We start from the raw sequence: 22,478 nt of genomic DNA, 5'->3' as shown, positions 1-22,478 counted from the left end.
TATCATGTCTTTTGTGTGACCTTAAGCGATTGGCTTGAGGATGGAAAACGATGTTCCGCTGCAATGAAGAGATCATTGGCATGAACATCTGTGGAAGGAGTGGATCATGATGCATCATTTAATCCAAGAGATTACGAAAGAACAACTGCGGACGGATTTGCCGGATTTCCGCCCGGGCGACACGGTGCGCGTTCATGTGAAAGTCGTCGAAGGCAACCGCGAACGCATCCAAGTGTTTGAAGGTGTCGTCATTAAACGGCGCGGAGCGGGCATCAGCGAAACGTTCACGGTCCGCAAAGTGTCCTATGGCGTCGGCGTTGAGCGCACATTCCCGGTGCATACGCCGAAAATCGCCAAGCTGGAAGTCATCCGCCGCGGGAAAGTCCGCCGCGCGAAATTGTACTACTTGCGCGAACTTCGCGGCAAAGCGGCGCGCATCAAGGAAAATACGAACGCAGCGCAATAATGGACAACGGTGGATCACAGCGGAAAAGGAGCTTGCTTTCAAGCTCCTTTTTTCACTACCGCCAATGATGATTACGGTAGTGATCCACGACTGCAAACTTTGATTTAGGTGGGTGGACAATGGAACAGAAAAAAAGCGAATGGCGTGAATGGATGAAAGCGATCGTCGTTGCCGTCTTGCTCGCCGGGGGCATCCGCTACTTTATTTTCGCTCCGATCATCGTCGACGGTTATTCGATGATGCCGACATTACATAACCATGAGCGGATGATCGTCAATAAACTGGCGTATAAAATCGGCATGCCGCACCGTTTCGATATCATTGTTTTTCACGCCGAAGAAGGGAGAGACTATATTAAGCGAGTCATCGGCCTGCCGGGCGACCGAATTGAATACAAAAATGATACGCTCTATATCAATGGCAAGCCGTATGAAGAGCCGTATTTGGACGAGTATAAAAAGCAGTTGTCCGACGGCGGTCCACTGACGGAATCGTTCACTTTGGAGGAACTGACCGGGCGAAGCACGGTGCCGCCGGGGCATTTGTTTGTCATGGGCGACAATCGCCGTTTCAGCAAAGACAGCCGCCATATCGGCTTCATTCCGATGTCCAAAGTCGTTGGCAAGGCGAATCTTGTGTATTGGCCGTTGGCTGACGCCCGGATTGTGAAATAAACGAGGCAGGTGATGCCAATGACAGTGATTCAATGGTTCCCCGGCCATATGGCGAAGGCCAAGCGGGAAGTGCAAGAAAAATTAAAGTTGATCGACGTAGCGTTTGAGCTGCTTGACGCCCGTGTGCCGATGTCCTCGCGCAACCCGATGATCGACGAGATTCTCGGACAAAAGCCGCGCCTCATTTTGCTCAATAAGGCTGATATGGCCGATGAGGCGGTGACCGAACAGTGGATCCGCTATTTCCACGATCAAGGGCGGCTGGCTTTGCCCATCGATGCTCAAAGCGGAACAGGAGTCCGGCAAATCGCGGCGGCAGCGAAAGAGATGGTGAAAGACAAATTCGAGAAAATGCGGGCGAAAGGGATTAAAAACCCGCGCCCGGTTCGGGCGCTCATCGTCGGCATCCCGAACGTCGGCAAGTCGACGCTGATCAACCGGCTCGCCGGCCGCCATATCGCGAAAACCGGCGACAAGCCGGGGGTGACAAAAGCGCAGCAATGGATCAAAGTGGGCAAAGAAATGGAGCTGCTTGATACCCCAGGCATCCTATGGCCGAAATTTGAGGATGAGGACGTGGGCTACAAGTTGGCGGTGACCGGCGCCATTAAGGACGAAATTTTAAACTTGCAGGATGTCGCCGTCTATGCGCTCCGCTTTTTGTCGACTCACTATCCCAACCGGCTTGCGGAGCGCTACGGCCTTGATGACATTCCTGATGACATCGTCGCCTTGTTTGACACCATCGGAAGGCGGCGCGGCTGCTTGACGTCAGGCGGCGCTGTTGACTACGATAAAGTGGCTGACATCGTTTTGTATGACATCCGCACGGAAAAATTAGGCCGCTTAAGCTTTGAAACGCCCGCTTCACGGACGTAGCGCGTCCGGCGGGCGTTTTTTGCCGGCGGTGCTTTACGGTCGGCCAAACAGAGCCGATAGTAATAAGTAGAAGAGGGAGAGGAGCATGAAGCGGTATACGGTGAAAGACATTGAAGCGCTGCTTCCGAAGCTTGGCGCGGACGACCCGCGCTGGGAGATGCTGCGGCAGGATGAGCGAAAAAGCGTGCAGGCGCTTCTTGCCCGTTTTGAAAGGCAGAAAGCGCGCCGGCACGCCATCGAGCAGCGGTGGGAAGAACTAATGCGTTATGAGAGGGAACTATACGCCGCTGGCGTTAGACGGATCGCCGGCATTGATGAGGCCGGGCGCGGCCCGCTGGCCGGCCCGGTCGTCGCCGCCGCGGTCATCTTGCCGAAAGACGCCTATTTGCCGGGGCTTGACGACTCGAAGCGGCTGACGCCGGAAAAGCGCGAGGCATTGTTTGCGCAAATTGAAGCGTGCGCCGTCGCCATCGGCATCGGCATCGTCAGCGCGGCGGAGATCGATGAAAGGAATATTTACGAAGCGACAAGGCAAGCGATGGCGAAAGCGGTGAACGCCCTTTCCCCGCCGCCTGAACATTTGCTTGTTGATGCGATGGCGGTGCCGTGCCCACTGCCGCAACAGCGCCTCATAAAAGGAGACGCCAACAGCGCTTCAATCGCCGCTGCGTCGGTCATCGCCAAAGTGACGCGCGACCGGTGGATGAAAGAACTGGATCGCCGCTATCCACAATACGGGTTCGCGCGCCATATGGGCTACGGAACGCCGGAACATTTCGAGGCGATCCGCCGCTACGGCGTTACGCCTGAGCACCGTCGTTCGTTCGCACCGGTGAGGGAGGTGCTGAAGGCGAGCGAGCAGCTCTAGAAGAAGGGATGGGACGAAATGGTCGAGCGCATGGAGCGGACAATGCCAACGACCGCTGTCCGCGACGCGACATCCAGCCGGCGGTTTCAGCCGGGGCAGGCCGTCGTCGGCCGAGTGGAGCGGGTCGAGGAGATGGAAACCGGGGAGCGGGCGGCGCTCGTCCGCGCTGGCGGACAGCTTGTGCGCGCCCGTTTGGAGGCGCCGCTTGCCGTCGGACGTTTGTATTTGTTTGAAATTCACGAACGAAAAGGAACAATTTATTGGAAAGCCATTCCCCTTTCCGAACCGGCGTCTGCTCCGTCAGGTGAAGAGGCGGTGCGCCGGTGGCAAAAAGCGTGGAAACTGCCGGATGCGGCGCTGCCGGTGCTCCGCCAAGCGCTGAAAGCTGGCGCGGCTGCAACGAAAGAGGAAATTGCCGCACTGACTGAAGCGGTGAAAGAGACCGGCCAGCCGGACGCGGCCGAAGACGTGCTCGCCCATTTGTTTCGCCGCCGGCTGCCGTTCTCTTCAGCCGTGTTTCGCGCGCTATGGGCAGCCAAAACCGGGGTGCCGCTCGCTGAGGGGTTGGGGAAACTGAAAGCGGCCATTGCCTCCCTTTCCGCCCATCCGGCGGCGCTTGAGCTCAGCCGGGCGATGGAGAAGTTTCTTTCACCGCCGCTGTCCGCTTACGAGGCGGCCGTGCGTTTGTTGCTGTCAGGGGAGGAAGAGGCCGAAACGGCCCGCGCGCTTCTTGCCCGCCTTGGGCTCGCCCCGTTGCCGGAGGACCGCCGCTTGGCGCTTCGGGAGGCGGTGCAATGCCGCCGGTTTGTCGATATCATTCGGCAGCTCGGCTTGACGGACGAGGAGGCGTTTTTGGAACGGTGGGCAGCTCTTGATGCTGCCTATCAAAGCGGAGCGCTGCCCGCCGCGGAAGCGAAGTTGTGGGCGGCCGCTCGAGCGACGAGAGATCCGGCGCTGTCGCTGTTTTGCTGGCTGAGGCGAGCGGCCGTGCGGCTTGGGCTTGAGGACGAGGCGGCGCTCGTCCGTGTTGGGAAAATCGAGGATTTGCCTTCCGCCCCGTCGTTGAAACGGCTGCTTCTTCGCTTTCTTCATGAATCGGGGAGCGAAGGGGCCAAGAGGGCGGCCGAAGCGATTCTCGACCAGCTCGATGGCATGGCCATCGCTGCTGGCGGCGATGGGCTCATTGAGCACGTATGGATTTCGTTTCCATTGCCGCTTGGCGGCCGCAGCAGCGATTTTGCTGTGTGCTGGCAAGGAAGGAGGAAACAAGGCGGGCCGCTTGATGCCGATTACAACCGCATTGTTTGTTGCCTGACGCTTGAAGAGCTGGGAGAGGTGATCGTTGATATGCGCGTGCAACGACGGATCGTCCACATCTCCATTTTTCACGATGATCCGCGGTTGGCGGTTGCTGCCGCTCGGATGGCTCCGCTTGTCAAAGAGCGGTTTCAGGCGCACGGCTATGCGCTTTCAGGCATTGATGTAAAGGCAACGCGTTCCGCCCCTCCTCCGCCTTCCGTTTTTCTGTTTGCCGACAGTTGCAGCGAGGTGGATTGCCAAGCATGAACGAGGAGCGGAAAAAAGCAGTCGCCTTGTCTTACGATGCGGCACTTGACGCAGCTCCGATCGTCAAGGCGAAAGGGGTTGGCAAGGTCGCCGAAGCGATCATCGCCGCCGCCCGGCAGCACGGCGTGCCGATTCGCCAAGATCCGACGCTTGTTGAGCTGCTGGGGAAAGTGGAGATCAACGAAATGATCCCGGAGGAGCTGTACGCCTTAGTGGCTGAATTGTTCGCGTTTTTGTATCAGCTTGATCAGGAAGCGAAAGGAGAAAGAGCGGGGAAGGGGTAATTTTCCTATTCCCCGCTTTCTTAATTTTGCGGCGAAACGGTGGACAAGCGCGAAATGTTAGGTATAAAATGAAAGCGCTAAGACTTTTTTGATTTTATACATAGGAGGTTGGCGCATGAACATTCATGAATACCAAGCAAAAGAAATTTTGCGAAGCTATGGTGTGAGCGTGCCGAACGGCCGCGTCGCGTTCACGGTGGATGAAGCGGTCGAAGCGGCGAAAGAGCTCGGCGCGCCGGTGTGTGTCGTCAAAGCGCAAATTCATGCCGGCGGGCGCGGCAAAGCGGGCGGGGTGAAAGTGGCAAAAAGCCTCGAGGAAGTCCGTACATACGCCAGCGAATTGCTCGGCAAAGTGCTCGTCACCCATCAAACCGGCCCGGAAGGAAAAGAAGTGAAACGGCTGTTGATTGAAGAAGGGTGCGACATCCAAAAAGAATACTACATCGGCCTTGTCGTCGACCGCGCCACCTCGCGCGTCGTGTTAATGGGGTCGGAAGAAGGCGGAACGGAAATCGAAGAAGTGGCGGCGAAAACGCCGGAGAAAATTTTTAAAGAATACATCGATCCAGCCGTCGGGCTCCAAGCGTTCCAAGCGCGCCGATTGGCTTTCAACATCAACATTCCGAAGCATCTCGTCAACCAAGCGGTCAAATTTATGATGGGCTTGTACCAAGTGTTTGTCGATAAAGACTGCTCGATCGCCGAAATCAACCCGCTTGTCGTCACCGGCGACGGCAAAGTGATGGCGCTTGATGCGAAGCTGAATTTCGATTCAAACGCCTTATACCGCCATCCGGACATCCTTGAATACCGCGACTTGGATGAAGAAGACCCGAAAGAAGTCGAAGCGTCGAAATACGACTTGAACTACATCGCTCTTGACGGCAACATCGGTTGCATGGTCAACGGCGCCGGCTTGGCGATGGCGACAATGGACATCATCAAATATTACGGAGGCGAGCCGGCCAACTTCCTCGATGTCGGCGGCGGCGCCAGCGAGGAAAAAGTAAGGGAAGCGTTCAAAATCATTTTGTCCGACCCGAACGTCAAAGGCATTTTCGTCAACATTTTCGGCGGCATTATGAAATGCGATGTCATCGCGAGCGGCATCGTCGCGGCGACGAAGCAAGTCGGTTTGACGCTTCCGCTTGTCGTCCGGCTTGAAGGAACGAACGTTGAGCTTGGGAAAAAGATTTTGCAAGAGTCAGGCTTAAACATTATTGCGGCCGAATCGATGGCGGACGGAGCACAAAAAATCGTCGAGCTAGTACGTTAAGAAAGCGAGGGAGACACGTGAGCGTTTTTGTCAATAAAGACACGAAAGTGATCGTGCAAGGGATTACCGGTTCGCAAGGGCTGTTCCATACAAAGCAGATGATCGAGTACGGGACGAACATCGTCGGCGGCGTCACGCCGGGCAAAGGCGGCACGGAAGTCGAAGGCGTGCCGGTGTTTGACACTGTTTCGGAAGCGGTCGAAAGAACGGGAGCGAACGCCTCGGTCATTTACGTTCCGCCGGCCTTCGCTGCGGATGCCATCATGGAAGCGGTCGACGCGGGACTCGACCTTGTCGTTTGCATCACCGAAGGCATTCCGGTGCTTGATATGGTGAAAGTGAAACGGTACATGGAGGGCAAAAAGACGCGCCTCATCGGCCCGAACTGCCCGGGCGTCATTACGCCGGAAGAGTGCAAAATCGGCATTATGCCGGGCTACATCCATAAAAAAGGACATGTCGGCATTGTTTCCCGTTCCGGCACGCTGACGTACGAAGCCGTTCACCAACTGACGCAAGCCGGCATCGGCCAGTCGACGGCGGTCGGCATCGGCGGCGACCCGGTCAACGGCACAAACTTCATCGATGTGTTGAAGGCGTTTAATGAAGACGAAGAAACGTACGCGGTCATTATGATCGGTGAAATCGGCGGCACGGCGGAAGAAGAAGCGGCCGAATGGGTGAAAGCGAACATGACGAAACCGGTCGTCGGCTTTATCGGCGGGCAAACGGCGCCTCCGGGCAAACGGATGGGCCATGCCGGCGCGATCATTTCCGGCGGCAAAGGCACGGCCGCAGAGAAAATCAAAAAAATGACCGAATGCGGCATTAAAGTGGCGGAAACGCCGGCCGTCATCGGCGAAACGCTCATTTCTGTGCTGAAAGAACGCGGCTTGTACGAAAAATGCAAAACGCACTAATGGTTTGGCCCCGCACGTCCTCGTGCGGGGTGTTGCATATCATGCTATAGATGCAATTTGAAGCTTTACCATTTGCCGCTTTTACAGAGCAATTGGATCGACTGTCGGGCGACCGAACAACGCCGCTTAAAGACCCATGTATGGGTCTGTGAAGCGTGTGGCTGTTCGGTCTTCCGTCACGCCAAGGCGTGACGAGGAAGCCTGCGGCTTGCCTCCGACAGTCGAAAAAATAGACAGGCGGCTTTTCCGTCAAGGATATGTTAAACGTTTTCGTTGCACCTATAGATCCATATGCTGAAGGTGAAAAAAGAAAGGGGAGCAGTATGTACGATACGGTCCGCGACCGACTTATCCATCTCCATCATTGCCGCGGGGCGGGATGGAAGACGATTCATTCCTTGCTTAAGGCTGATCCGACGCTCACCGCTCCATTTTCTCTGCCTCCTCATGATCTCCGCCCGCTCGTTCCGCTTTCCGACGCTCAATGGACCGCTTTTTTTCATGATTTGCATTCCATCGATGTGCAACGTGTGATAAAAACATATAAGGGCCGGTGCATTCGTGTGATCACTGTATTTGATTCCGACTATCCACCGCTGCTTAAATATATATACGCCCCGCCGTGGGTGCTGTATGCAAAGGGGGACTCCGCTTTGCTTCAGGAGCGGAAACTGATCAGCATCGTCGGCACGAGGCGGCCGACGAAGGAAGGAATCGAAGCGTTGAACAAATTGGTGCCGCCGCTTGTTGCCGCCGGCTTTACGATCGTCAGCGGGCTCGCGTTTGGGATTGACGTGTGCGCCCACCAACTCGCCGTCCAGCATGGCGGGTCGACGATCGCCGTCATCGCCGGTGGGCTGGACCACATTTATCCGAAAGAACATCGACCGTTCGCCACCCGGCTGATGAACGAACAGTTGGTCATCGCTGAGCATCCGCCGGCAACGCGCCCACAGGCATGGCAGTTTCCCGCGCGCAATCGCATCATCAGCGGGCTGTCGCTCGGCACGCTTGTCGTGCAGGCGAAGCGAAAAAGCGGTTCGCTCATTACCGCCGCGTATGCGCTTGAGCAAGGGCGGGAAGTGTTCGCCGTCCCCGGCCCGATCGGTTTGGCGGAATCCGCCGGGCCGAATACGCTCATTCAGCACGGGGCAAAACTAGTGCAAGAAGCGGCGGACATTTTGGATGAATTCCCGTACGTGTAATGCACATGTTTGACAAATGCGGCAATAATCATTAATAATAATGAAGATTTCAATTTACCTCCTAGGGGTGGAAGATGGATGTCAGACTACTTAGTTATCGTCGAATCGCCAACGAAAGCGAAGACGATCGAACGATACTTGGGAAAAAAATATACAGTCAAAGCGTCGATGGGCCACGTCCGCGATTTGCCAAAAAGCCAAATGGGCGTTGATATAGACCACGGCTACGAGCCGAAATACATTACGATCCGCGGCAAAGGCCAGGTGATCAAAGAGTTGAAAACGGCGGCGAAAAAAGCGAAAAAAGTGTTTCTTGCCGCCGACCCCGATCGCGAAGGAGAGGCGATCGCCTGGCATTTGGCCCACATGCTCGATCTGGACATTCACTCTGATTGCCGCGTTGTCTTTCATGAGATCACGAAGGATGCTATTCAGCAATCGTTTCAGCAGCCGCGCGCGATCAATATGAATCTTGTTGACGCCCAGCAGGCGCGGCGCGTGCTCGACCGCCTCGTCGGCTATAACATCAGCCCGCTCTTATGGAAAAAGGTGAAAAAAGGATTAAGCGCCGGCCGCGTCCAATCGGTGGCGCTGCGCCTCATCATCGATCGGGAACGAGAAATTCGCGAGTTTCAGCCGGAAGAATATTGGACGATTCAAGCGACGTTTCAAAAAGAAGGAGAGACGTTTGCCGCCTCGTTTTACAGTATTGACGGACAAAAGCGCGATTTAAAGACGGAGGCGGATGTGAAAGCCGTGCTGGACCGCTTAAACGGAACGGCATTTGCGGTGAAAACGGTGACAAAACGAGAGCGCAAGCGCAGCCCCGTGCCGCCGTTTACGACGTCGTCGCTTCAGCAGGAAGCGGCGCGCAAACTGAATTTCCGGACGAAAAAGACGATGATGATCGCCCAGCAGCTGTACGAAGGAATCGATCTTGGCAGCGAAGGGACGGTCGGTTTGATCACGTATATGCGCACCGATTCAACGCGCGTCGCCGAGACGGCGCAGCAAGAGGCGGCGGCATATATCGAGGCGACGTTCGGCGCTATGTATGTCAACCAGGAAAAGCGGAAAGAGAAGAAAAGCACGAACGCCCAAGACGCCCACGAAGCGATTCGCCCGACATCGGCATTTCGCGATCCGGACAAAGTGAAACCGTATTTGACGCGCGACCAGTTTCGGTTGTATAAACTCATTTGGGAACGGTTCATCGCCAGTCAAATGGCGGCCGCCGTGCTTGACACCATGAGCGTCGAGTTGGAAAACAACGGTGTCGTGTTCCGCGCCAGCGGCTCGAAGGTGAAATTTCCAGGGTTTATGAAAGTGTATATTGAAGGAACGGACGATCAAACGGAAGAGCAGGACCGTATCCTCCCGGATTTGGAAGAAGAGGAAACGGTTGAGAGCGAAACGATCGAATCGAAGCAGCACTTTACTCAGCCGCCGCCGCGCTACACGGAAGCCCGCCTCGTCAAAACGTTGGAGGAACTCGGCATCGGCCGCCCGTCGACGTATGCCCCGACGCTTGATACGATCCAAAAACGCAACTATGTCGTCCTTGAGAACAAGCGGTTTGTCCCGACCGAGCTCGGCGAAATCGTTGTAGAGCTGATGCTCGAATTTTTCCCGGAAATTATCGATGTCGAGTTTACGGCGAAAATGGAAAAAGAATTGGACGAAATTGAAGAAGGGAAAGTGGAATGGATCAAAGTCGTCGACGAGTTTTACCGCGAATTTGAAAAACGGTTGAAAGTGGCGGAAAAAGAAATGCGCGCAGTTGAGATTAAGGATGAGCCGGCCGGCATTGACTGCGAGGTGTGCGGCAGTCCGATGGTGTACAAAATGGGCCGTTTCGGCAAGTTTATCGCCTGCTCGAATTTTCCGGAATGCCGCCATACGAAGCCGATTGTCAAAGAAATCGGCGTCAAGTGCCCGAAATGCCGCGAGGGCAACATCGTCGAGCGCAGCACGAAAAGAAAGCGGGTGTTTTACGGCTGCGACCGTTTCCCGGATTGCGACTTCGTCTCGTGGGATAAACCGCTCGCCCGCCCGTGTCCGAAATGCGCGGGGCTGCTTGTGGAGAAAGTGCTGAAAAAAGGTGTGCAAGTGCAATGCACGGCGTGCGACTATGAAGAGCGGCTAGAAGCTTGAATAGGCATCGGATACAATTCAGAATTTTATAAAAAAACAGTTGCATTCATGCGGATGAATATGGTACGATGTAGTAGCCGTTGCGGGGTGAGGCGATGGAGAATTCGAAACTTGCGTTACAATTATTCATGGAATATTTACAAATCGAGAAAAATTATTCACAATATACTATTGTGTGTTACCGGCGTGACATTGAGCAGTTTTTCCGGTTTATGGATGAGGAAGGAATCGGCGCGCTCAATGAAGTGTCCTACAGCGACGTTCGTTTATATTTGACGAAACTATACGAGCAACAGTTGGCCAGCCGTTCGGTCGCCCGCAAAATTTCGAGTCTGCGCAGCTTTTACAAGTTTTTGTTGCGCGAAGGGCGGGCGGCCGAAAACCCGTTTGCGCTCGCGACACTGCCGAAAAAAGAGCAAAAAATTCCTAATTTTTTATACCCAAAAGAATTAGAAGCATTGTTTCTTGTCAATGATGAAAATACGGCCCTAGGCCAGCGCAATGCGGCGCTGCTTGAGTTGTTGTACGCGACTGGCGCTCGGGTTAGTGAATGTTGTCACATACAGCTGTCTGATGTCGATTTTGTTGCGGAAACCGTGCTCATTCACGGCAAAGGAAACAAGCAGCGCTACGTTCCGTTCGGCCGTCCGGCCCGCGAAGCGCTTGAACGGTATATCCATAGGGGCCGACGCGAACTGACAAGAAAGCTGCCGGCGGACCACCGCTATTTATTTGTCAACGCCCGAGGCAATCCGCTCACGCCTCGGGGAGTGCGCCATATTTTGGATCGGATTGTCGAAGCCGCTGCGCTGACGCAAAACATCAGCCCGCACGTGCTTCGGCATACGTTTGCGACTCATTTGCTCAACGAAGGGGCCGATCTCCGTTCAGTGCAGGAACTGCTCGGTCATGCGCATTTGTCATCGACGCAAGTGTATACACATGTAACGAAAGACCGGCTGCGGCATATTTATTTGCAGGCGCATCCGCGGGCGTAACCCGCAGGCAAGGAGGGGAAATGATGGGAGCCTTTCATGCGACGACAATTTTTGCCATCCGCCATAACGGCGCATCCGCCATGGCTGGAGACGGCCAAGTGACGTTCGGCAATGCGGTCGTCATGAAGCATACAGCGAAAAAAGTGCGGCGGCTGTTCCAAGGAAACGTGCTCGCCGGTTTTGCCGGCTCCGTCGCTGACGCGTTTACGCTGTTTGAAATGTTTGAAGGCAAGCTCGAACAATGGAATGGCAACTTGCCGCGCGCGGCGGTTGAGCTGGCGAAAGAGTGGCGGAGCGATAAAGTGTTGCGCCGCCTCGAGGCGATGCTCATTGTTATGGACAAACAGCATTTGTTGCTTGTCTCCGGCACGGGCGAAGTGATTGAGCCGGATGATGGCATGCTTGCCATCGGCTCGGGCGGTCAGTATGCGTTGGCTGCTGGGCGTGCGTTGAAGAAGTACGCCGGCGGCTCGATGACCGCGAAAGAGATTGCCAAGGCGGCGCTCGAGATCGCTGCTGACATTTGCGTTTATACGAACGGCCATATTATTGTCGAAGAGCTGTAAAAAGGAGGAGGCCGATGATGGCGGAAACGTTGACTCCACGGCAGATTGTCGAAAAGCTCGATCAGTTCATCGTCGGGCAAAAAGAGGCAAAAAAGGCGGTGGCGATCGCGCTTCGCAACCGGTACCGCCGCAGTTTGCTCGATGAAAAATTGCGCGATGAAGTGATGCCGAAAAACATTTTAATGATCGGCCCGACCGGGGTCGGGAAGACCGAGATCGCCCGCCGGCTCGCCAAACTCGTCGGCGCCCCGTTCATCAAAGTCGAAGCGACGAAATTCACCGAAGTCGGTTATGTCGGGCGCGACGTCGAATCGATGGTGCGCGATTTGGTGGAAACGTCAGTTAGGCTCGTGAAAGAACGAAAAATGAACGAAGTGAAAGACAGGGCTGAACAGCAGGCGAACAAGCGGCTTGTTGAACTGCTTGTTCCGGGCAAGCCAAAGCAGACAATCAAAAATCCGCTTGAGCTGCTGTTTGGCGGCCAAGGAGCCCAAGCGGACAACAGCTACAGCCATGAGGATGAACAGGTGGAACAAAAGCGGCGCCAAGTTGCTTGGCAGTTGGCAAACGGGCAGTTGGAGAACGAGATGGTGACGATTGAAATCGAGGAACAGACGCCGTTATGGTTTGACTTTTTGCAAGGGGCAGGCATTGAGCAGATGGGGATGAACATGCAGGACGCCTTGAGCAGCCTCATGCCGAAGCGGCGCAAAAAGCGGCGTCTCAAAGTGAGTGAAGCGCGCAAAGTGCTCATCAACGAGGAAGCGCAAAAGCTGATCGACATGGATGAAGTGACGCAAGAGGCCGTCCGCCTGGCTGAACAGTCCGGCATCATTTTTATCGATGAAATCGACAAAATCGCCCGCAGCGGAGCGGTGTCCGGCTCGGCCGACGTCTCGCGCGAAGGGGTGCAGCGCGACATTTTGCCAATTGTCGAAGGGTCGACCGTCATGACGAAGTACGGACCGGTGAAAACAGACCATATTTTATTCATCGCCGCCGGCGCGTTCCATATGGCGAAACCGTCGGATTTGATCCCTGAGCTGCAAGGCCGTTTCCCGATCCGCGTCGAACTTGCGAAACTTTCGGTCGACGATTTCGTAAGAATATTAGTCGAGCCGAATAACGCGCTCATTAAACAATATCAAGCTCTTTTGGCAACAGAAGGTATAAGTCTTGAATTTTCTGACGATGCTATTCGTAAGATTGCCGAGGTGGCGTTTGAAGTAAACCAGACGACCGACAACATCGGTGCGCGCCGGTTGCACACGATTTTGGAAAAACTGCTGGAAGACTTGCTGTTTGAGGCGCCGGACATCGGAATCGACAAGGTCGTCATCACACCGCAATATGTCGAGCAAAAACTCGGCAGCATCGTCAAAAACAAAGATTTAAGCGAGTTTATTTTATGAGGAGGAGATGAAATCAATGAACTTGCTAGAGAAAACGCGGAAAATCAACGCCATGTTGCAAAAGGCGGCCGGGCGGCCGGTCAATTTTAAAGAAATGGCAGAAACGCTTTGCGAAGTGATTGAAGCCAATGTGTTTGTCGTCAGCCGCCGCGGCAAACTGCTTGGATTCGCCATTAAACAATCGATTGAAAACGAACGGATGAAGCGAATGCTGGAGGAGCGCCAGTTTCCGGAAGAATACACGAAAAACTTGTTCAACATTACGGAAACGTCTCCTAATATTGATATTAATAGCGAATATACGGCGTTTCCAGTGGAAAATCGTGACTTGTTCAAAACCGGCTTGACGACGATTGTTCCGATCAACGGCGGAGGCGAGCGGCTCGGCACGCTCATTTTATCGCGCCTTGACCGCGAGTTTGACAATGACGATCTCATTTTGGCTGAATACGGTGCGACGGTCGTCGGCATGGAAATTCTGCGTGAAAAGGCGGAAGAAATTGAAGAGGAAGCGCGCAGCAAGGCGGTCGTGCAAATGGCGATCAGCTCCCTTTCTTACAGCGAGCTTGAGGCGATCGAACACATTTTTGAGGAGCTTGACGGAACGGAAGGACTGCTTGTCGCGAGCAAAATCGCCGACCGCGTCGGCATCACCCGCTCGGTCATTGTCAATGCTCTGCGCAAACTAGAAAGCGCCGGCGTGATCGAATCGCGTTCACTCGGCATGAAAGGAACGTACATTAAAGTATTGAACGACAAGTTTTTAAGCGAACTTGAAAAATTGAAATCGAGCTGAACGGCGCAGCCGCCTAAGCCCGCTGGGTATTTTGGCCCGGCGGGTTTTTTGTTTTGACAAACATCCTTGGCATCGTTTTTCTGTAATGGCATCGTCGAAAAATAGTACCAAGTTCCGTCTATACATTGGGTTTTCTTTCCCGTAAAATGAAAACTAGCAGAAATTGTCGAAAAATAGGAGAAAAGAGGGGATTCCATTGGCGCTCTTTTCAGCGACGATCGGTTGGCTTGAACAAGGGCTTCGCTACGCTGCGCTTCGCCAACAGGCGATCGCCGACAACATCGCCAACGCCGATACGCCGGGCTATAAGGCGAAAGATGTGCGCTTTCAGGCTGAATTGGAACGGGCGTTTCGGCTTGAGGCCAAACGGACGAATCCGAAGCATTTTTCGTTTCCAAACGAACAAAATGGAAAAATCATCGTGACGACGGACACAACGGTGAGTTACAATCATAATGGAAACAGTGTCGATATCGATCAGGAAATGTCAAAACTAGCAGAAAACCAAATTTATTACAATGCCTTAATCGAGCGGCTCAACGGCAAATTTACAACGTTGAAAACAGTGATTAAAGGAGGGAAATAACGGGTGTCTTTGTTTTAAAGTCTAAACATTTCGGCTTCGGCGTTGACCGCCCAACGGTTGCGCATGGACGTGATCGCCTCCAACATCGCTAACGTCGATACGACGCGCGCCCGCCTTGTCAACGGCGAATGGGAGCCGTACCGCCGCAAAATGGTCATCATTGAACCGCGCAGCGGGTCGTTTTCGGGCTATTTGCAGGCTGCGCTCGGCCGTGCCGACGCGGTGGACGGCGGAGTGCGGGTGCGCGAAATTGTCGATGATCCGGCGCCGTTTAAACTCGTCTACGACCCGAATCACCCGGATGCGGGCGCCGACGGCTATGTGCGTCTGCCAAACGTCGACCCGCTGAAAGAAATGGTGGACTTGATCGGGGCGACGCGTTCGTATGAGGCGAACGTTACGGTGTTGAATGCTTCAAAAGGAATGCTCATGAAGGCGCTCGAGATCGGGAAATAGCATGCGAGGGGGATAAACGATGATTGATGGAGCAAGCCGCATTGGGCTGACGATGTCTTCCGCCGTTTCGCCCCCAGCGAAGCCGGCTGAGGCGCAAAAGCAATTCGCCGCATTTTTCAAAGAGGCGCTCAACCGCGTGAACGAAGCGCAAATTCAAGCCGATGCGCTGACGGAAAAGCTCGTTCGCGGGGAGAACGTTCAGTTGCATGATGTGATGATCGCCGCGCAAAAAGCGAGCATCACGCTGCAGCTGACGCTGGAGATCCGCAACAAAGCGATCGAGGCGTATCAAGAAATGATGCGCATGCCATTGTAGCAGCAATGAATCGCAATACATACGGAAGCCGCCGCCATTGTTGCGCTATGGCGGCAGGTATTGGATCATCGGGGGAATTGTATGAGAAGGAAATGGAAAGAGTGGTGGAGCCGCGCTCGCGCGTTTTGGCAGGAACGGACAAAAAAACAGAAATGGCTCGTGCTCACTGCGGCAGCGGCCGTGCTTTTGGCCGTTGGCGTCGGCGTCTTTTTCGCCACAAGGACGGAAATGGTGCCCCTCTACAGCAATTTGTCGCCGCAAGAAGCGGGGCAAATTAAAGCAACGCTTGACCAGCGCGGCGTTCCGGCCGAAGTGGCGGACGGCGGGACGACGATTAAAGTGCCGAAAGAGCAAGTGGACGCGCTGAAAGTCGAGCTCGCTGCTGAAGGCATCCCGAACAGTGGAGTCATTGACTATTCATTTTTCGGCCAAAACGCGAGCTTCGGCATGACGGATAACGAGTTCAATATGGTGAAGCTGAAGGCGATGCAAACGGAGCTCGCCAACTTGATCAAGACGATCGACGGCGTCGAGGACGCCAAAGTCATGATCAACCTTCCGCAGCCGAGCGTATTCGTTTCCGATGAGAAAGGGGAAGCCTCGGCTTCGATCGTGCTGAAGACGAAGCCGGGCTATCAATTCAGCGACGAGCAAATCAAAGCGCTCTATCATCTCGTCGCCAAAAGTGTTCCGAATCTCTCTACAGATAATATCGTCATTATGAATCAGTTTTTTGAGTATTACGATTTAAAAAACGACGGCGAAAATTCGACAGGAACGACATTCGCCTCGCAGCAGCAAATCAAAAAGCAGATCGAGCGCGACATTCAACGCCAAGTGCAGCAACTGCTCGGCACGATGATGGGGCAGGATAAAGTCGTCGTTTCCGTGACGGCCGACATTGACTTTACGCAAGAAAAGCGGGAAGAAAACTTAGTCGCCCCGGTTGATGAGAAAAATAATGAGGGCATTGCCGTCAGCGTTCAGCGCATTAAAGAGACGTACTCCGGGAGCGGTGCGCCGCCCGGAGGCGCCGCTGGAACGGGCGCGAACGAAGTGCCGGGCTACCAAAACGCAAACGGCGCAACAAACGGCAACTATGAACGAACCGAAGAGACGATCAACAATGAGGTAAACAAAATCAAAAAGCAAATCGTCGAAAGTCCATATAAAATCCGCGACCTAGGCATCCAAGTGATGGTCGAGCCGCCTGACCCTAATGATCCGAACTCGCTGCCGCCCGAGACGGTCAATGATATTCAAAAACTGCTAGGAACGATCGTTCGGACGTCAATTGACAAAAGCGAGGCGCAAACGCTCACTGATCAAGACATCAACAACCGCATCGTCGTTTCGGTGCAAAAATTCAACGGCAAGCCGACATTCACCCAATCAACGCCGGATCGGCCGGCGTGGTGGTGGTATGCGGCCGGTGCAGGAGCGCTGTTGCTCGTTGCCTTGCTGTTGTTCCTCTGGTTGCGCCGCCGCCGTGAAGACGAGGAAGAGGAAGAAGAACACTTGTTCACTCCGCCGCTTTCGACGGAGCCGGATTTGCCGGAGCCGCCGGAGACGGAGGCAGCGTTGCGCCGTCGACAGCTTGAGCGGCTGGCGAAAGAAAAGCCGGATGAGTTTGCAAAACTATTAAAAACGTGGCTATCGGAAGAGTAGGGGGAACGGCGTATGGCAAAGCGCGAACGAAAAGGCGGGCTGTCGGGCAGGCAAAAAGCAGCCATCCTGCTTATTTCCCTCGGCCCGGATGTGTCGGCCTCTGTCTATAAACATTTATCCGAGGAAGAGATTGAGAAGCTGACGCTAGAAATTTCCAACGTCCGTCAAGTGACGGCCGAACAAAAAGAGGAAGTGCTTGAAGAGTTTCGACAGCTCGCCTTGGCGCAAGATTACATTGCCCAAGGCGGCATCGCCTATGCGAAAGAAGTGCTTGAAAAAGCGCTCGGCCCGGATAAGGCGATGCAGATCATCAACCGCCTGACATCAGCGCTGATGGTGCGGCCGTTTGATTTCGTCCGCAAAGCCGACCCGATGCAGCTGTTAAACTTCATTCAAAATGAACATCCACAAACGATCGCTCTGATTCTTTCGTATTTGGAGCCGGCACAGGCAGGGCAAATTTTATCGGCGCTGCCGCAGGAAATGCAGGCGGATGTCGCCCGGCGCATCGCGCTGATGGACAGCACATCGCCGGAGATTATCAACGAAGTCGAGCAAATTTTGGAGCGGCGGCTGTCCGCGACCGTCGTGCAAGATTACACGCAAGCCGGCGGCATTGAGGCGGTCGTGGAAGTGCTGAACCAAGTCGATCGGAGCACGGAGCGGACGATTTTGGATGCCTTGGAAATCCAAGATCCGGAACTGGCCGAGGAAATCAAAAAACGGATGTTTGTCTTTGAAGATATCGTGACGCTCGATCACCGCGCCATTCAGCGCGTCATCCGCGAAGTGGATAACAATGACTTGATGCTGGCGCTTAAGGTGGCGAGCGATGAAGTGAAAGACATCGTCTTCCGCAACATGTCGACAAGAATGGCGGAGACGTTCAAAGAAGAAATGGAATATATGGGGCCAGTCCGGCTGCGTGATGTCGAGGAGGCGCAATCGCGCATCGTCGCCGTGATCCGACGTCTCGAAGAGGCTGGAGAAATCGTCATCGCGCGCGGGGGAGGAGATGATATTATTGTCTAACGTCATTAAAGCGCCAAAATTGGCGGTGCGCTCTGGGAAAAAGACGATCGTCGTGCAGCGCCATGTTTCCGATCTTCCATCGTCCGGCGACGATCGGCAACGGGAGATGGAAGCGGTCGCCGCCGCCAAGGAAGAAGCAGCCGAGCTTCGCCGCCAGGCAGAGCAATATTACGAATCGGTGCGCGAGCAGTTGGCCCGCGACAAAGAGGAATGGCAGCGTGAGAAAGAGCGCCTCATCGAGGAAGCGCGCGCCCGCGGGTATGAAGACGGCTATGCGGCTGGGCGCGAGGAGGCTTTGAGCGAGCACCGCGCGTTGATTGAGCAAGCCCGCCGCTTGGCGGAGCGAGCGAACACCGAATTTTACGCTCGCATCGAATCGACGGCTGAGGCGATGCTGGAGGTGGCGTTAAAAGCGGCCGAACGCATTCTCGGCGCCGCGCTTGAGGGCGATCGAAACGCTTTTTTGCCGCTCGTGCACCAAGCGTTGCAGGAAGTGCGCCAGCAAACGGAAGTGGCCGTTTATGTGCATCCGCACGGCTACGAAATCGTGGCAGAACAAAAAGAGCTGCTGAAATCTCTGTTTCCGCATCGCGTTGATCTATTCATCTACCCGGACGATGCGCTTCCTGAATATGGATGTGTCGTGGAGACGCCGTTTGGACGCATCGAGGCGGGCGTCGATGTACAGCTTGAGCGGCTGCGCGAGGCGCTCTACCGGCGATTGAAGGAGGGGGCGTTTTCTGAACTGGCAGGCGCTTCTTGATGAAATCAACGCTGTCGACTTGTATAAACGGTTTGGCAAAGTGTCGCGCGTCATCGGCTTGATGATGGAATCGAAAGGACCGAAAAGCTCGATTGGGGATCTTTGTTACATCCATGAACAGAGCGGATGCCGGAAAATTCCCGCCGAAGTCGTCGGCTTTCATGAACAGCACGTCTTGCTTATGCCGTTTTCCGCCACGACCCATATCGCTCCCGGCTGTTTTGTCGAAGCGACCGGCCGACCGCTTGAAGTGCACGTCGGCGATGCGCTCATTGGCATGGTTCTTGATCCGCTCGGCCAACCGCTTGACGGGAGCCCGTTGCCGCCCGGGCTGAAGCCGGTTTCGGTCGAACGCGATCCGCCCAATCCGCTCGTTCGGCCGCCGATTGTCGAACCGCTTGAAGTCGGCATCCGCGTCATCGACAGCCTGCTTGCCGTCGGCAAGGGGCAGCGCGTCGGCATTTTTGCTGGCTCGGGCGTCGGCAAAAGCACGCTCATGGGAATGATTGCCCGCCATACGTCGGCTGATGTGAACGTCATCGCCTTAATCGGCGAGCGTGGCCGCGAAGTGCGCGAGTTTTTAGAGCGCGACCTTGGCCCGGACGGCTTGGCCCGCTCGGTCGTCGTCGTCGCCACGTCCGACCAGCCGGCGCTGATGCGCGTCAAAGGCGCCTATACGGCAACGGCGATCGCCGAATATTTCCGCGACCAAGGGGCGGATGTTATGCTCATGATGGACTCGGTCACCCGCGTCGCTATGGCGCAACGGGAGATTGGCCTTGCCGTCGGTGAGCCGCCGACGACGAAAGGCTATACGCCATCGGTCTTCGCCCTCCTGCCAAAGCTGCTTGAACGGGCTGGAACGAACGCTTCCGGCACGATCACCGCGTTTTATACGGTGCTTGTTGACGGCGATGACATGAATGAGCCGATCGCTGATGCGGTGCGCGGCATTTTGGATGGCCATTTTGTGTTGGAACGCCAGCTGGCGAACAAAGGGCATTACCCGGCGATTAACGTGCTCAAAAGCGTCAGCCGCGTCATGCCCCACATGATCAGCGCAGAGCACCGCGAAGCGGCAAACCGGTTCCGCCGCCTTCTGTCCACTTATATCGATTCGGAGGATTTGATTCAAATCGGGGCGTACAAACGGGGGTCGTCCCAAGAAATTGATGAGGCGATCGAATTTTATCCGCAAATGATGGCGTTTTGCCGCCAAAACATCGATGAAAAAACGACGCGCGCCGAAAGCATTGATGCCCTGTTGCGCTTGTTGTCGGTTCGGTGAGAAATCGCGCGCCATGTTCAGACGATGAAAGGGTGAACAAATGTGACGCCGACGTTTCGGCTGCAAAAAGTGCTGGCGATGAAAGAAAAAGAAAAAGAAAAGGCGCTTGGCGAATACGAGGAGGCGGTCCGCCGGTTTGAGCAGGCAGCCGAAACGCTTTACCGCCTGCTCAAGGAAAAAGAAGAATGCGCGGCGGCTCGGGATGAACAGCTTCAAGCCGGCCTGTCCGTTGGAGACATTCGCCTTAGGCTGCAATATATGGCGAATTTAGAGCGGATGATCGACCATTATCAGCTTGTCGTCATGCAGGCGCGCGAGCAGATGCAGCGCCGGCAACAGCGTTTGATGGAATTGAATATCGAAGTGAAAAAATACGAAAAAATGCGCGAGCGCATTAAGCGGTGGGCCGAGCAGCTTGAGAGGGAAGCGGAACGCCGCCTGCTCGATGAAATGGCGGTTCAACGTTTTGCAAGGCAAGGAGAGGTATAGATGGCGGAGAGCAAAGTTGAACAGGAAATGCAGGCGAGTTGGTGGCAATGGCTGTTGTTTGTCATTGTCATTCCGAGTGCGTTTGCTGCCTCCTTTCTGTTGTTGATTTTAAACATTGCCGGCGTTGATGTGGCCAAGGCGGCAAAGCAGTGGACAATAAAGGCGCCGTTTGTCTCCGAGTGGATCAACTGGAGCAAAAGGGAGAAAGCTTTGCAAAAAACGATTGAAGCTCAGCAGCAGACGATCAACCAGCAAAAACGAACGATCGCCGACCAACAAAAGCAAATCAAGCAGTTGAAAAACGAATTGGCGGCAAAGGAAAAGGAAATCGCCCAGCTGTCTGCGCCAAGCGGGAAAACGGACGCTCAGGCTGAGCCTGTTGACGAGCCGGCCTTGACGGAAGAAGATGTCGTCGGCATGTATGACGCCATGTCGGAAAAACAGGCGGCGGCTATTTTAGCGGAACTGCCTGAGAGCGAAGCGCTCCGTGTACTGAGCCAGATTGACGGCGACAAAGCGGCAGCCATTTTGGAACAAATGCCGGCTGGGCAGGCGGCGAAACTGTTGGCATCGTTAAGCAAAAGGGCGATGGGGAAGGAGGCGGCCGAATGAAAGTAACGATCACAGCAAACGCGCCGCTATCGGCAGGCGCTATGGCGGTGAAAAAAGAGGCGGAAAACGCAAACGTGTTTGCGGCGTTGCTTGCGCACAAGCAACAAGAGTTATTGCCCGCTGGGGCAGAGACTAGCTTGTTTCAAGAGGAGTCGAACAAAAACAAAGAGCCAGATTGGCAAAATGGCGGAATGGAAACGGGCGCAGCCGGACAACCATCTTCAGCGGAAAAGAAGCCGGCGCAAATCGAATCATTGTGGCTTGCCCCTTCCATCGTGGCTGCTTGGGCTGTTGCTCCAATTTCGGCAGCTGCAGGCGCGCCGCTTTTGGCGGCGGATCAGCAGGCGGAAGGGAAAACGAGTGATCATTGGACATTTCCGTTTGTCGGTGCGATGAATGGTGAAGAAACGATTGCCGCTCAGCCGGCGGCCGATGAAGCGGGATTTGAACGTGCGTTCATAACCGACGGACGGAAAAGTGGTCATATCGATGCTGAATCTTTTTCGCCTTCCAGCGGAAAAACAGGGATGTTTCCACCGCTCCTGAGCGACGGCGACCAGCGTCCATTCCATGAGCAGGGAGGCAACAGGCCGGTTGTCGCGCTGCCTAACGGAGCTTCTTCCGTCCGTCCGGCTGGCGAAAAAGACGTTTCGCTGTCAAAAAGGGGGGACAAGGGGCATGGCGGCGAGGCCGCTCCTTCATTCACCACTCCCCCTGCGCTTTTATCACCCTCCTCTTCATCTGTCGGGCTGATCGGCGAGATGCCGGCGTCAGCTGGCGGAAGCGTCGCTGATCAAGTCGCCCACGCGCTAAGGTCGGCGCGGTGGATGAAGTTGCCAAACGGTGTCATGCAGCTTGTCATCCGTCTGCATCCGGAACATCTCGGGACGGTGACGGTGAAAATGACAGAGGAAGGTGGAAAGCTCGCCGCCAAGCTGCTCGTGGCGAACGACGCGGTGAAAGAGTTGCTCTACGCTCATTTGCCGCAGCTTGCTCAGCAGCTTGATGCGAGTTCCATCACGGTCGAAAAATGGACCGTTTGGTCGGATTATGACCGCTCCGCTATGCCGCCGTATTCCGGGAACCGCCAAGGAGGACAGCAGCAGGGCGAATCGCGGCAAAAACAAAAGCGGGAGCCATCATCTTCCTTCCCGTTTGCGCTAGACGGGATCGAAGCTGACGCATAAGGGGGAAAAGAACGAGG

Annotated in this window: 24 protein-coding genes; all 24 read left to right on the top strand. The window is 54.9% G+C overall.

The window, feature by feature from the left end:
- Positions 1-109: 109 nt before the first annotated feature.
- Positions 110-466, top strand: coding sequence for a 50S ribosomal protein L19 (gene rplS, locus CWI35_RS04260; protein ID WP_013145772.1), 357 nt, complete (start codon positions 110-112; stop codon positions 464-466).
- A gap of 119 nt (positions 467-585) precedes the next feature.
- On the top strand, positions 586-1,140 hold the full coding sequence (lepB, locus tag CWI35_RS04255) for a signal peptidase I (protein WP_011230703.1): 555 nt from the start codon (positions 586-588) through the stop codon (positions 1,138-1,140).
- 12 nt (positions 1,141-1,152) lie between these two features.
- Positions 1,153-2,019: a ribosome biogenesis GTPase YlqF gene (ylqF, locus tag CWI35_RS04250; protein ID WP_021321697.1), complete on the top strand. Its 867-nt coding sequence runs from the start codon at positions 1,153-1,155 to the stop codon at positions 2,017-2,019.
- An 85-nt stretch (positions 2,020-2,104) separates the two neighbouring features.
- Complete coding sequence (locus CWI35_RS04245) at positions 2,105-2,887, top strand: ribonuclease HII (RefSeq protein WP_011230705.1); 783 nt, start codon at positions 2,105-2,107, stop codon at positions 2,885-2,887.
- An 18-nt stretch (positions 2,888-2,905) separates the two neighbouring features.
- Positions 2,906-4,453 (top strand): flagellar hook-length control protein FliK, encoded by a 1,548-nt coding sequence (locus tag CWI35_RS04240; RefSeq protein ID WP_119877517.1) that lies wholly within the window; start codon positions 2,906-2,908, stop codon positions 4,451-4,453.
- Entirely contained in the window at positions 4,450-4,737 is a 288-nt protein-coding gene (locus CWI35_RS04235) for an EscU/YscU/HrcU family type III secretion system export apparatus switch protein (protein ID WP_011230707.1), read from the top strand. The genes CWI35_RS04240 and CWI35_RS04235 overlap by 4 nt, the downstream gene beginning before the upstream one ends.
- A gap of 115 nt (positions 4,738-4,852) precedes the next feature.
- Positions 4,853-6,013, top strand: coding sequence for an ADP-forming succinate--CoA ligase subunit beta (gene sucC / locus CWI35_RS04230; RefSeq protein WP_011230708.1), 1,161 nt, complete (start codon positions 4,853-4,855; stop codon positions 6,011-6,013).
- 17 nt (positions 6,014-6,030) lie between these two features.
- On the top strand, positions 6,031-6,933 hold the full coding sequence (gene sucD / locus CWI35_RS04225) for a succinate--CoA ligase subunit alpha (RefSeq protein WP_011230709.1): 903 nt from the start codon (positions 6,031-6,033) through the stop codon (positions 6,931-6,933).
- A gap of 323 nt (positions 6,934-7,256) precedes the next feature.
- A complete protein-coding gene (dprA, locus tag CWI35_RS04220; RefSeq protein ID WP_014195444.1) occupies positions 7,257-8,138 on the top strand; it encodes a DNA-processing protein DprA in 882 nt (293 codons plus the stop codon).
- Positions 8,139-8,216: 78 nt separating this feature from the next.
- Complete coding sequence (topA, locus tag CWI35_RS04215) at positions 8,217-10,292, top strand: type I DNA topoisomerase (protein WP_011230711.1); 2,076 nt, start codon at positions 8,217-8,219, stop codon at positions 10,290-10,292.
- A gap of 95 nt (positions 10,293-10,387) precedes the next feature.
- Positions 10,388-11,290, top strand: coding sequence for a tyrosine recombinase XerC (gene xerC / locus CWI35_RS04210; protein WP_021321701.1), 903 nt, complete (start codon positions 10,388-10,390; stop codon positions 11,288-11,290).
- A gap of 23 nt (positions 11,291-11,313) precedes the next feature.
- Positions 11,314-11,856: an ATP-dependent protease subunit HslV gene (hslV, locus tag CWI35_RS04205; protein WP_011230713.1), complete on the top strand. Its 543-nt coding sequence runs from the start codon at positions 11,314-11,316 to the stop codon at positions 11,854-11,856.
- A 17-nt stretch (positions 11,857-11,873) separates the two neighbouring features.
- Complete coding sequence (hslU, locus tag CWI35_RS04200) at positions 11,874-13,268, top strand: ATP-dependent protease ATPase subunit HslU (protein ID WP_013523393.1); 1,395 nt, start codon at positions 11,874-11,876, stop codon at positions 13,266-13,268.
- Between the two features lie 16 nt (positions 13,269-13,284).
- Positions 13,285-14,064, top strand: a complete 780-nt coding sequence (gene codY, locus CWI35_RS04195; RefSeq protein ID WP_011230715.1) for a GTP-sensing pleiotropic transcriptional regulator CodY — start codon at positions 13,285-13,287, stop codon at positions 14,062-14,064.
- Between the two features lie 196 nt (positions 14,065-14,260).
- Positions 14,261-14,650, top strand: a complete 390-nt coding sequence (gene flgB, locus CWI35_RS04190; protein WP_011230716.1) for a flagellar basal body rod protein FlgB — start codon at positions 14,261-14,263, stop codon at positions 14,648-14,650.
- 63 nt (positions 14,651-14,713) lie between these two features.
- Positions 14,714-15,106 carry a flagellar basal body rod protein FlgC gene (gene flgC, locus CWI35_RS04185; protein ID WP_240432137.1) on the top strand — a complete coding sequence of 131 codons (393 nt, stop codon included), beginning with the start codon at positions 14,714-14,716 and terminating at the stop codon, positions 15,104-15,106.
- 19 nt (positions 15,107-15,125) lie between these two features.
- Entirely contained in the window at positions 15,126-15,422 is a 297-nt protein-coding gene (gene fliE / locus CWI35_RS04180; RefSeq protein WP_011230718.1) for a flagellar hook-basal body complex protein FliE, read from the top strand.
- 81 nt (positions 15,423-15,503) lie between these two features.
- Complete coding sequence (fliF, locus tag CWI35_RS04175) at positions 15,504-17,090, top strand: flagellar basal-body MS-ring/collar protein FliF (protein WP_021321702.1); 1,587 nt, start codon at positions 15,504-15,506, stop codon at positions 17,088-17,090.
- Positions 17,091-17,102: 12 nt separating this feature from the next.
- On the top strand, positions 17,103-18,122 hold the full coding sequence (gene fliG / locus CWI35_RS04170; RefSeq protein ID WP_021321703.1) for a flagellar motor switch protein FliG: 1,020 nt from the start codon (positions 17,103-17,105) through the stop codon (positions 18,120-18,122).
- Positions 18,106-18,885, top strand: coding sequence for a flagellar assembly protein FliH (gene fliH / locus CWI35_RS04165; protein ID WP_015374408.1), 780 nt, complete (start codon positions 18,106-18,108; stop codon positions 18,883-18,885). The genes fliG and fliH overlap by 17 nt, the downstream gene beginning before the upstream one ends.
- A gap of 19 nt (positions 18,886-18,904) precedes the next feature.
- Positions 18,905-20,173 carry a flagellar protein export ATPase FliI gene (gene fliI, locus CWI35_RS04160; protein ID WP_021321705.1) on the top strand — a complete coding sequence of 423 codons (1,269 nt, stop codon included), beginning with the start codon at positions 18,905-18,907 and terminating at the stop codon, positions 20,171-20,173.
- A 42-nt stretch (positions 20,174-20,215) separates the two neighbouring features.
- A complete protein-coding gene (gene fliJ, locus CWI35_RS04155; RefSeq protein ID WP_011230723.1) occupies positions 20,216-20,662 on the top strand; it encodes a flagellar export protein FliJ in 447 nt (148 codons plus the stop codon).
- Positions 20,663-21,274, top strand: coding sequence for a MotE family protein (locus tag CWI35_RS04150; RefSeq protein ID WP_015374410.1), 612 nt, complete (start codon positions 20,663-20,665; stop codon positions 21,272-21,274).
- A complete protein-coding gene (locus CWI35_RS04145; protein WP_011230725.1) occupies positions 21,271-22,461 on the top strand; it encodes a flagellar hook-length control protein FliK in 1,191 nt (396 codons plus the stop codon). The genes CWI35_RS04150 and CWI35_RS04145 overlap by 4 nt, the downstream gene beginning before the upstream one ends.
- The last annotated feature ends 17 nt before the right edge of the window (positions 22,462-22,478 follow it).

Origin of the sequence: [Bacillus] caldolyticus, assembly GCF_003595605.1 — a bacterium.
Classification (GTDB): Bacteria; Bacillota; Bacilli; order Bacillales; family Anoxybacillaceae; genus Geobacillus; species Geobacillus thermoleovorans.
Note: the sequence above shows the minus strand (reverse complement) of the source record. Positions and strands in the feature narration are given on the sequence as shown.

What these genes read in the sequence shown, in the direction of transcription:
- fliG (WP_021321703.1), top strand. Translation starts at nt 17,103, where the DNA reads ATGGCAAAGCGCGAACGAAAAGGCGGGCTGTCGGGCAGGCAAAAAGCA.
- topA (WP_011230711.1), top strand. Translation starts at nt 8,217, where the DNA reads ATGTCAGACTACTTAGTTATCGTCGAATCGCCAACGAAAGCGAAGACG.
- rplS (WP_013145772.1), top strand. Translation starts at nt 110, where the DNA reads ATGCATCATTTAATCCAAGAGATTACGAAAGAACAACTGCGGACGGAT.
- fliF (WP_021321702.1), top strand. Translation starts at nt 15,504, where the DNA reads ATGAGAAGGAAATGGAAAGAGTGGTGGAGCCGCGCTCGCGCGTTTTGG.
- ylqF (WP_021321697.1), top strand. Translation starts at nt 1,153, where the DNA reads ATGCCAATGACAGTGATTCAATGGTTCCCCGGCCATATGGCGAAGGCC.
- sucC (WP_011230708.1), top strand. Translation starts at nt 4,853, where the DNA reads ATGAACATTCATGAATACCAAGCAAAAGAAATTTTGCGAAGCTATGGT.
- CWI35_RS04235 (WP_011230707.1), top strand. Translation starts at nt 4,450, where the DNA reads ATGAACGAGGAGCGGAAAAAAGCAGTCGCCTTGTCTTACGATGCGGCA.
- CWI35_RS04240 (WP_119877517.1), top strand. Translation starts at nt 2,906, where the DNA reads ATGGTCGAGCGCATGGAGCGGACAATGCCAACGACCGCTGTCCGCGAC.
- CWI35_RS04145 (WP_011230725.1), top strand. Translation starts at nt 21,271, where the DNA reads ATGAAAGTAACGATCACAGCAAACGCGCCGCTATCGGCAGGCGCTATG.
- codY (WP_011230715.1), top strand. Translation starts at nt 13,285, where the DNA reads ATGAACTTGCTAGAGAAAACGCGGAAAATCAACGCCATGTTGCAAAAG.
- hslU (WP_013523393.1), top strand. Translation starts at nt 11,874, where the DNA reads ATGGCGGAAACGTTGACTCCACGGCAGATTGTCGAAAAGCTCGATCAG.
- flgC (WP_240432137.1), top strand. Translation starts at nt 14,714, where the DNA reads ATGGACGTGATCGCCTCCAACATCGCTAACGTCGATACGACGCGCGCC.
- fliE (WP_011230718.1), top strand. Translation starts at nt 15,126, where the DNA reads ATGATTGATGGAGCAAGCCGCATTGGGCTGACGATGTCTTCCGCCGTT.
- fliH (WP_015374408.1), top strand. Translation starts at nt 18,106, where the DNA reads ATGATATTATTGTCTAACGTCATTAAAGCGCCAAAATTGGCGGTGCGC.
- xerC (WP_021321701.1), top strand. Translation starts at nt 10,388, where the DNA reads ATGGAGAATTCGAAACTTGCGTTACAATTATTCATGGAATATTTACAA.
- dprA (WP_014195444.1), top strand. Translation starts at nt 7,257, where the DNA reads ATGTACGATACGGTCCGCGACCGACTTATCCATCTCCATCATTGCCGC.
- CWI35_RS04245 (WP_011230705.1), top strand. Translation starts at nt 2,105, where the DNA reads ATGAAGCGGTATACGGTGAAAGACATTGAAGCGCTGCTTCCGAAGCTT.
- CWI35_RS04150 (WP_015374410.1), top strand. Translation starts at nt 20,663, where the DNA reads ATGGCGGAGAGCAAAGTTGAACAGGAAATGCAGGCGAGTTGGTGGCAA.
- hslV (WP_011230713.1), top strand. Translation starts at nt 11,314, where the DNA reads ATGGGAGCCTTTCATGCGACGACAATTTTTGCCATCCGCCATAACGGC.
- lepB (WP_011230703.1), top strand. Translation starts at nt 586, where the DNA reads ATGGAACAGAAAAAAAGCGAATGGCGTGAATGGATGAAAGCGATCGTC.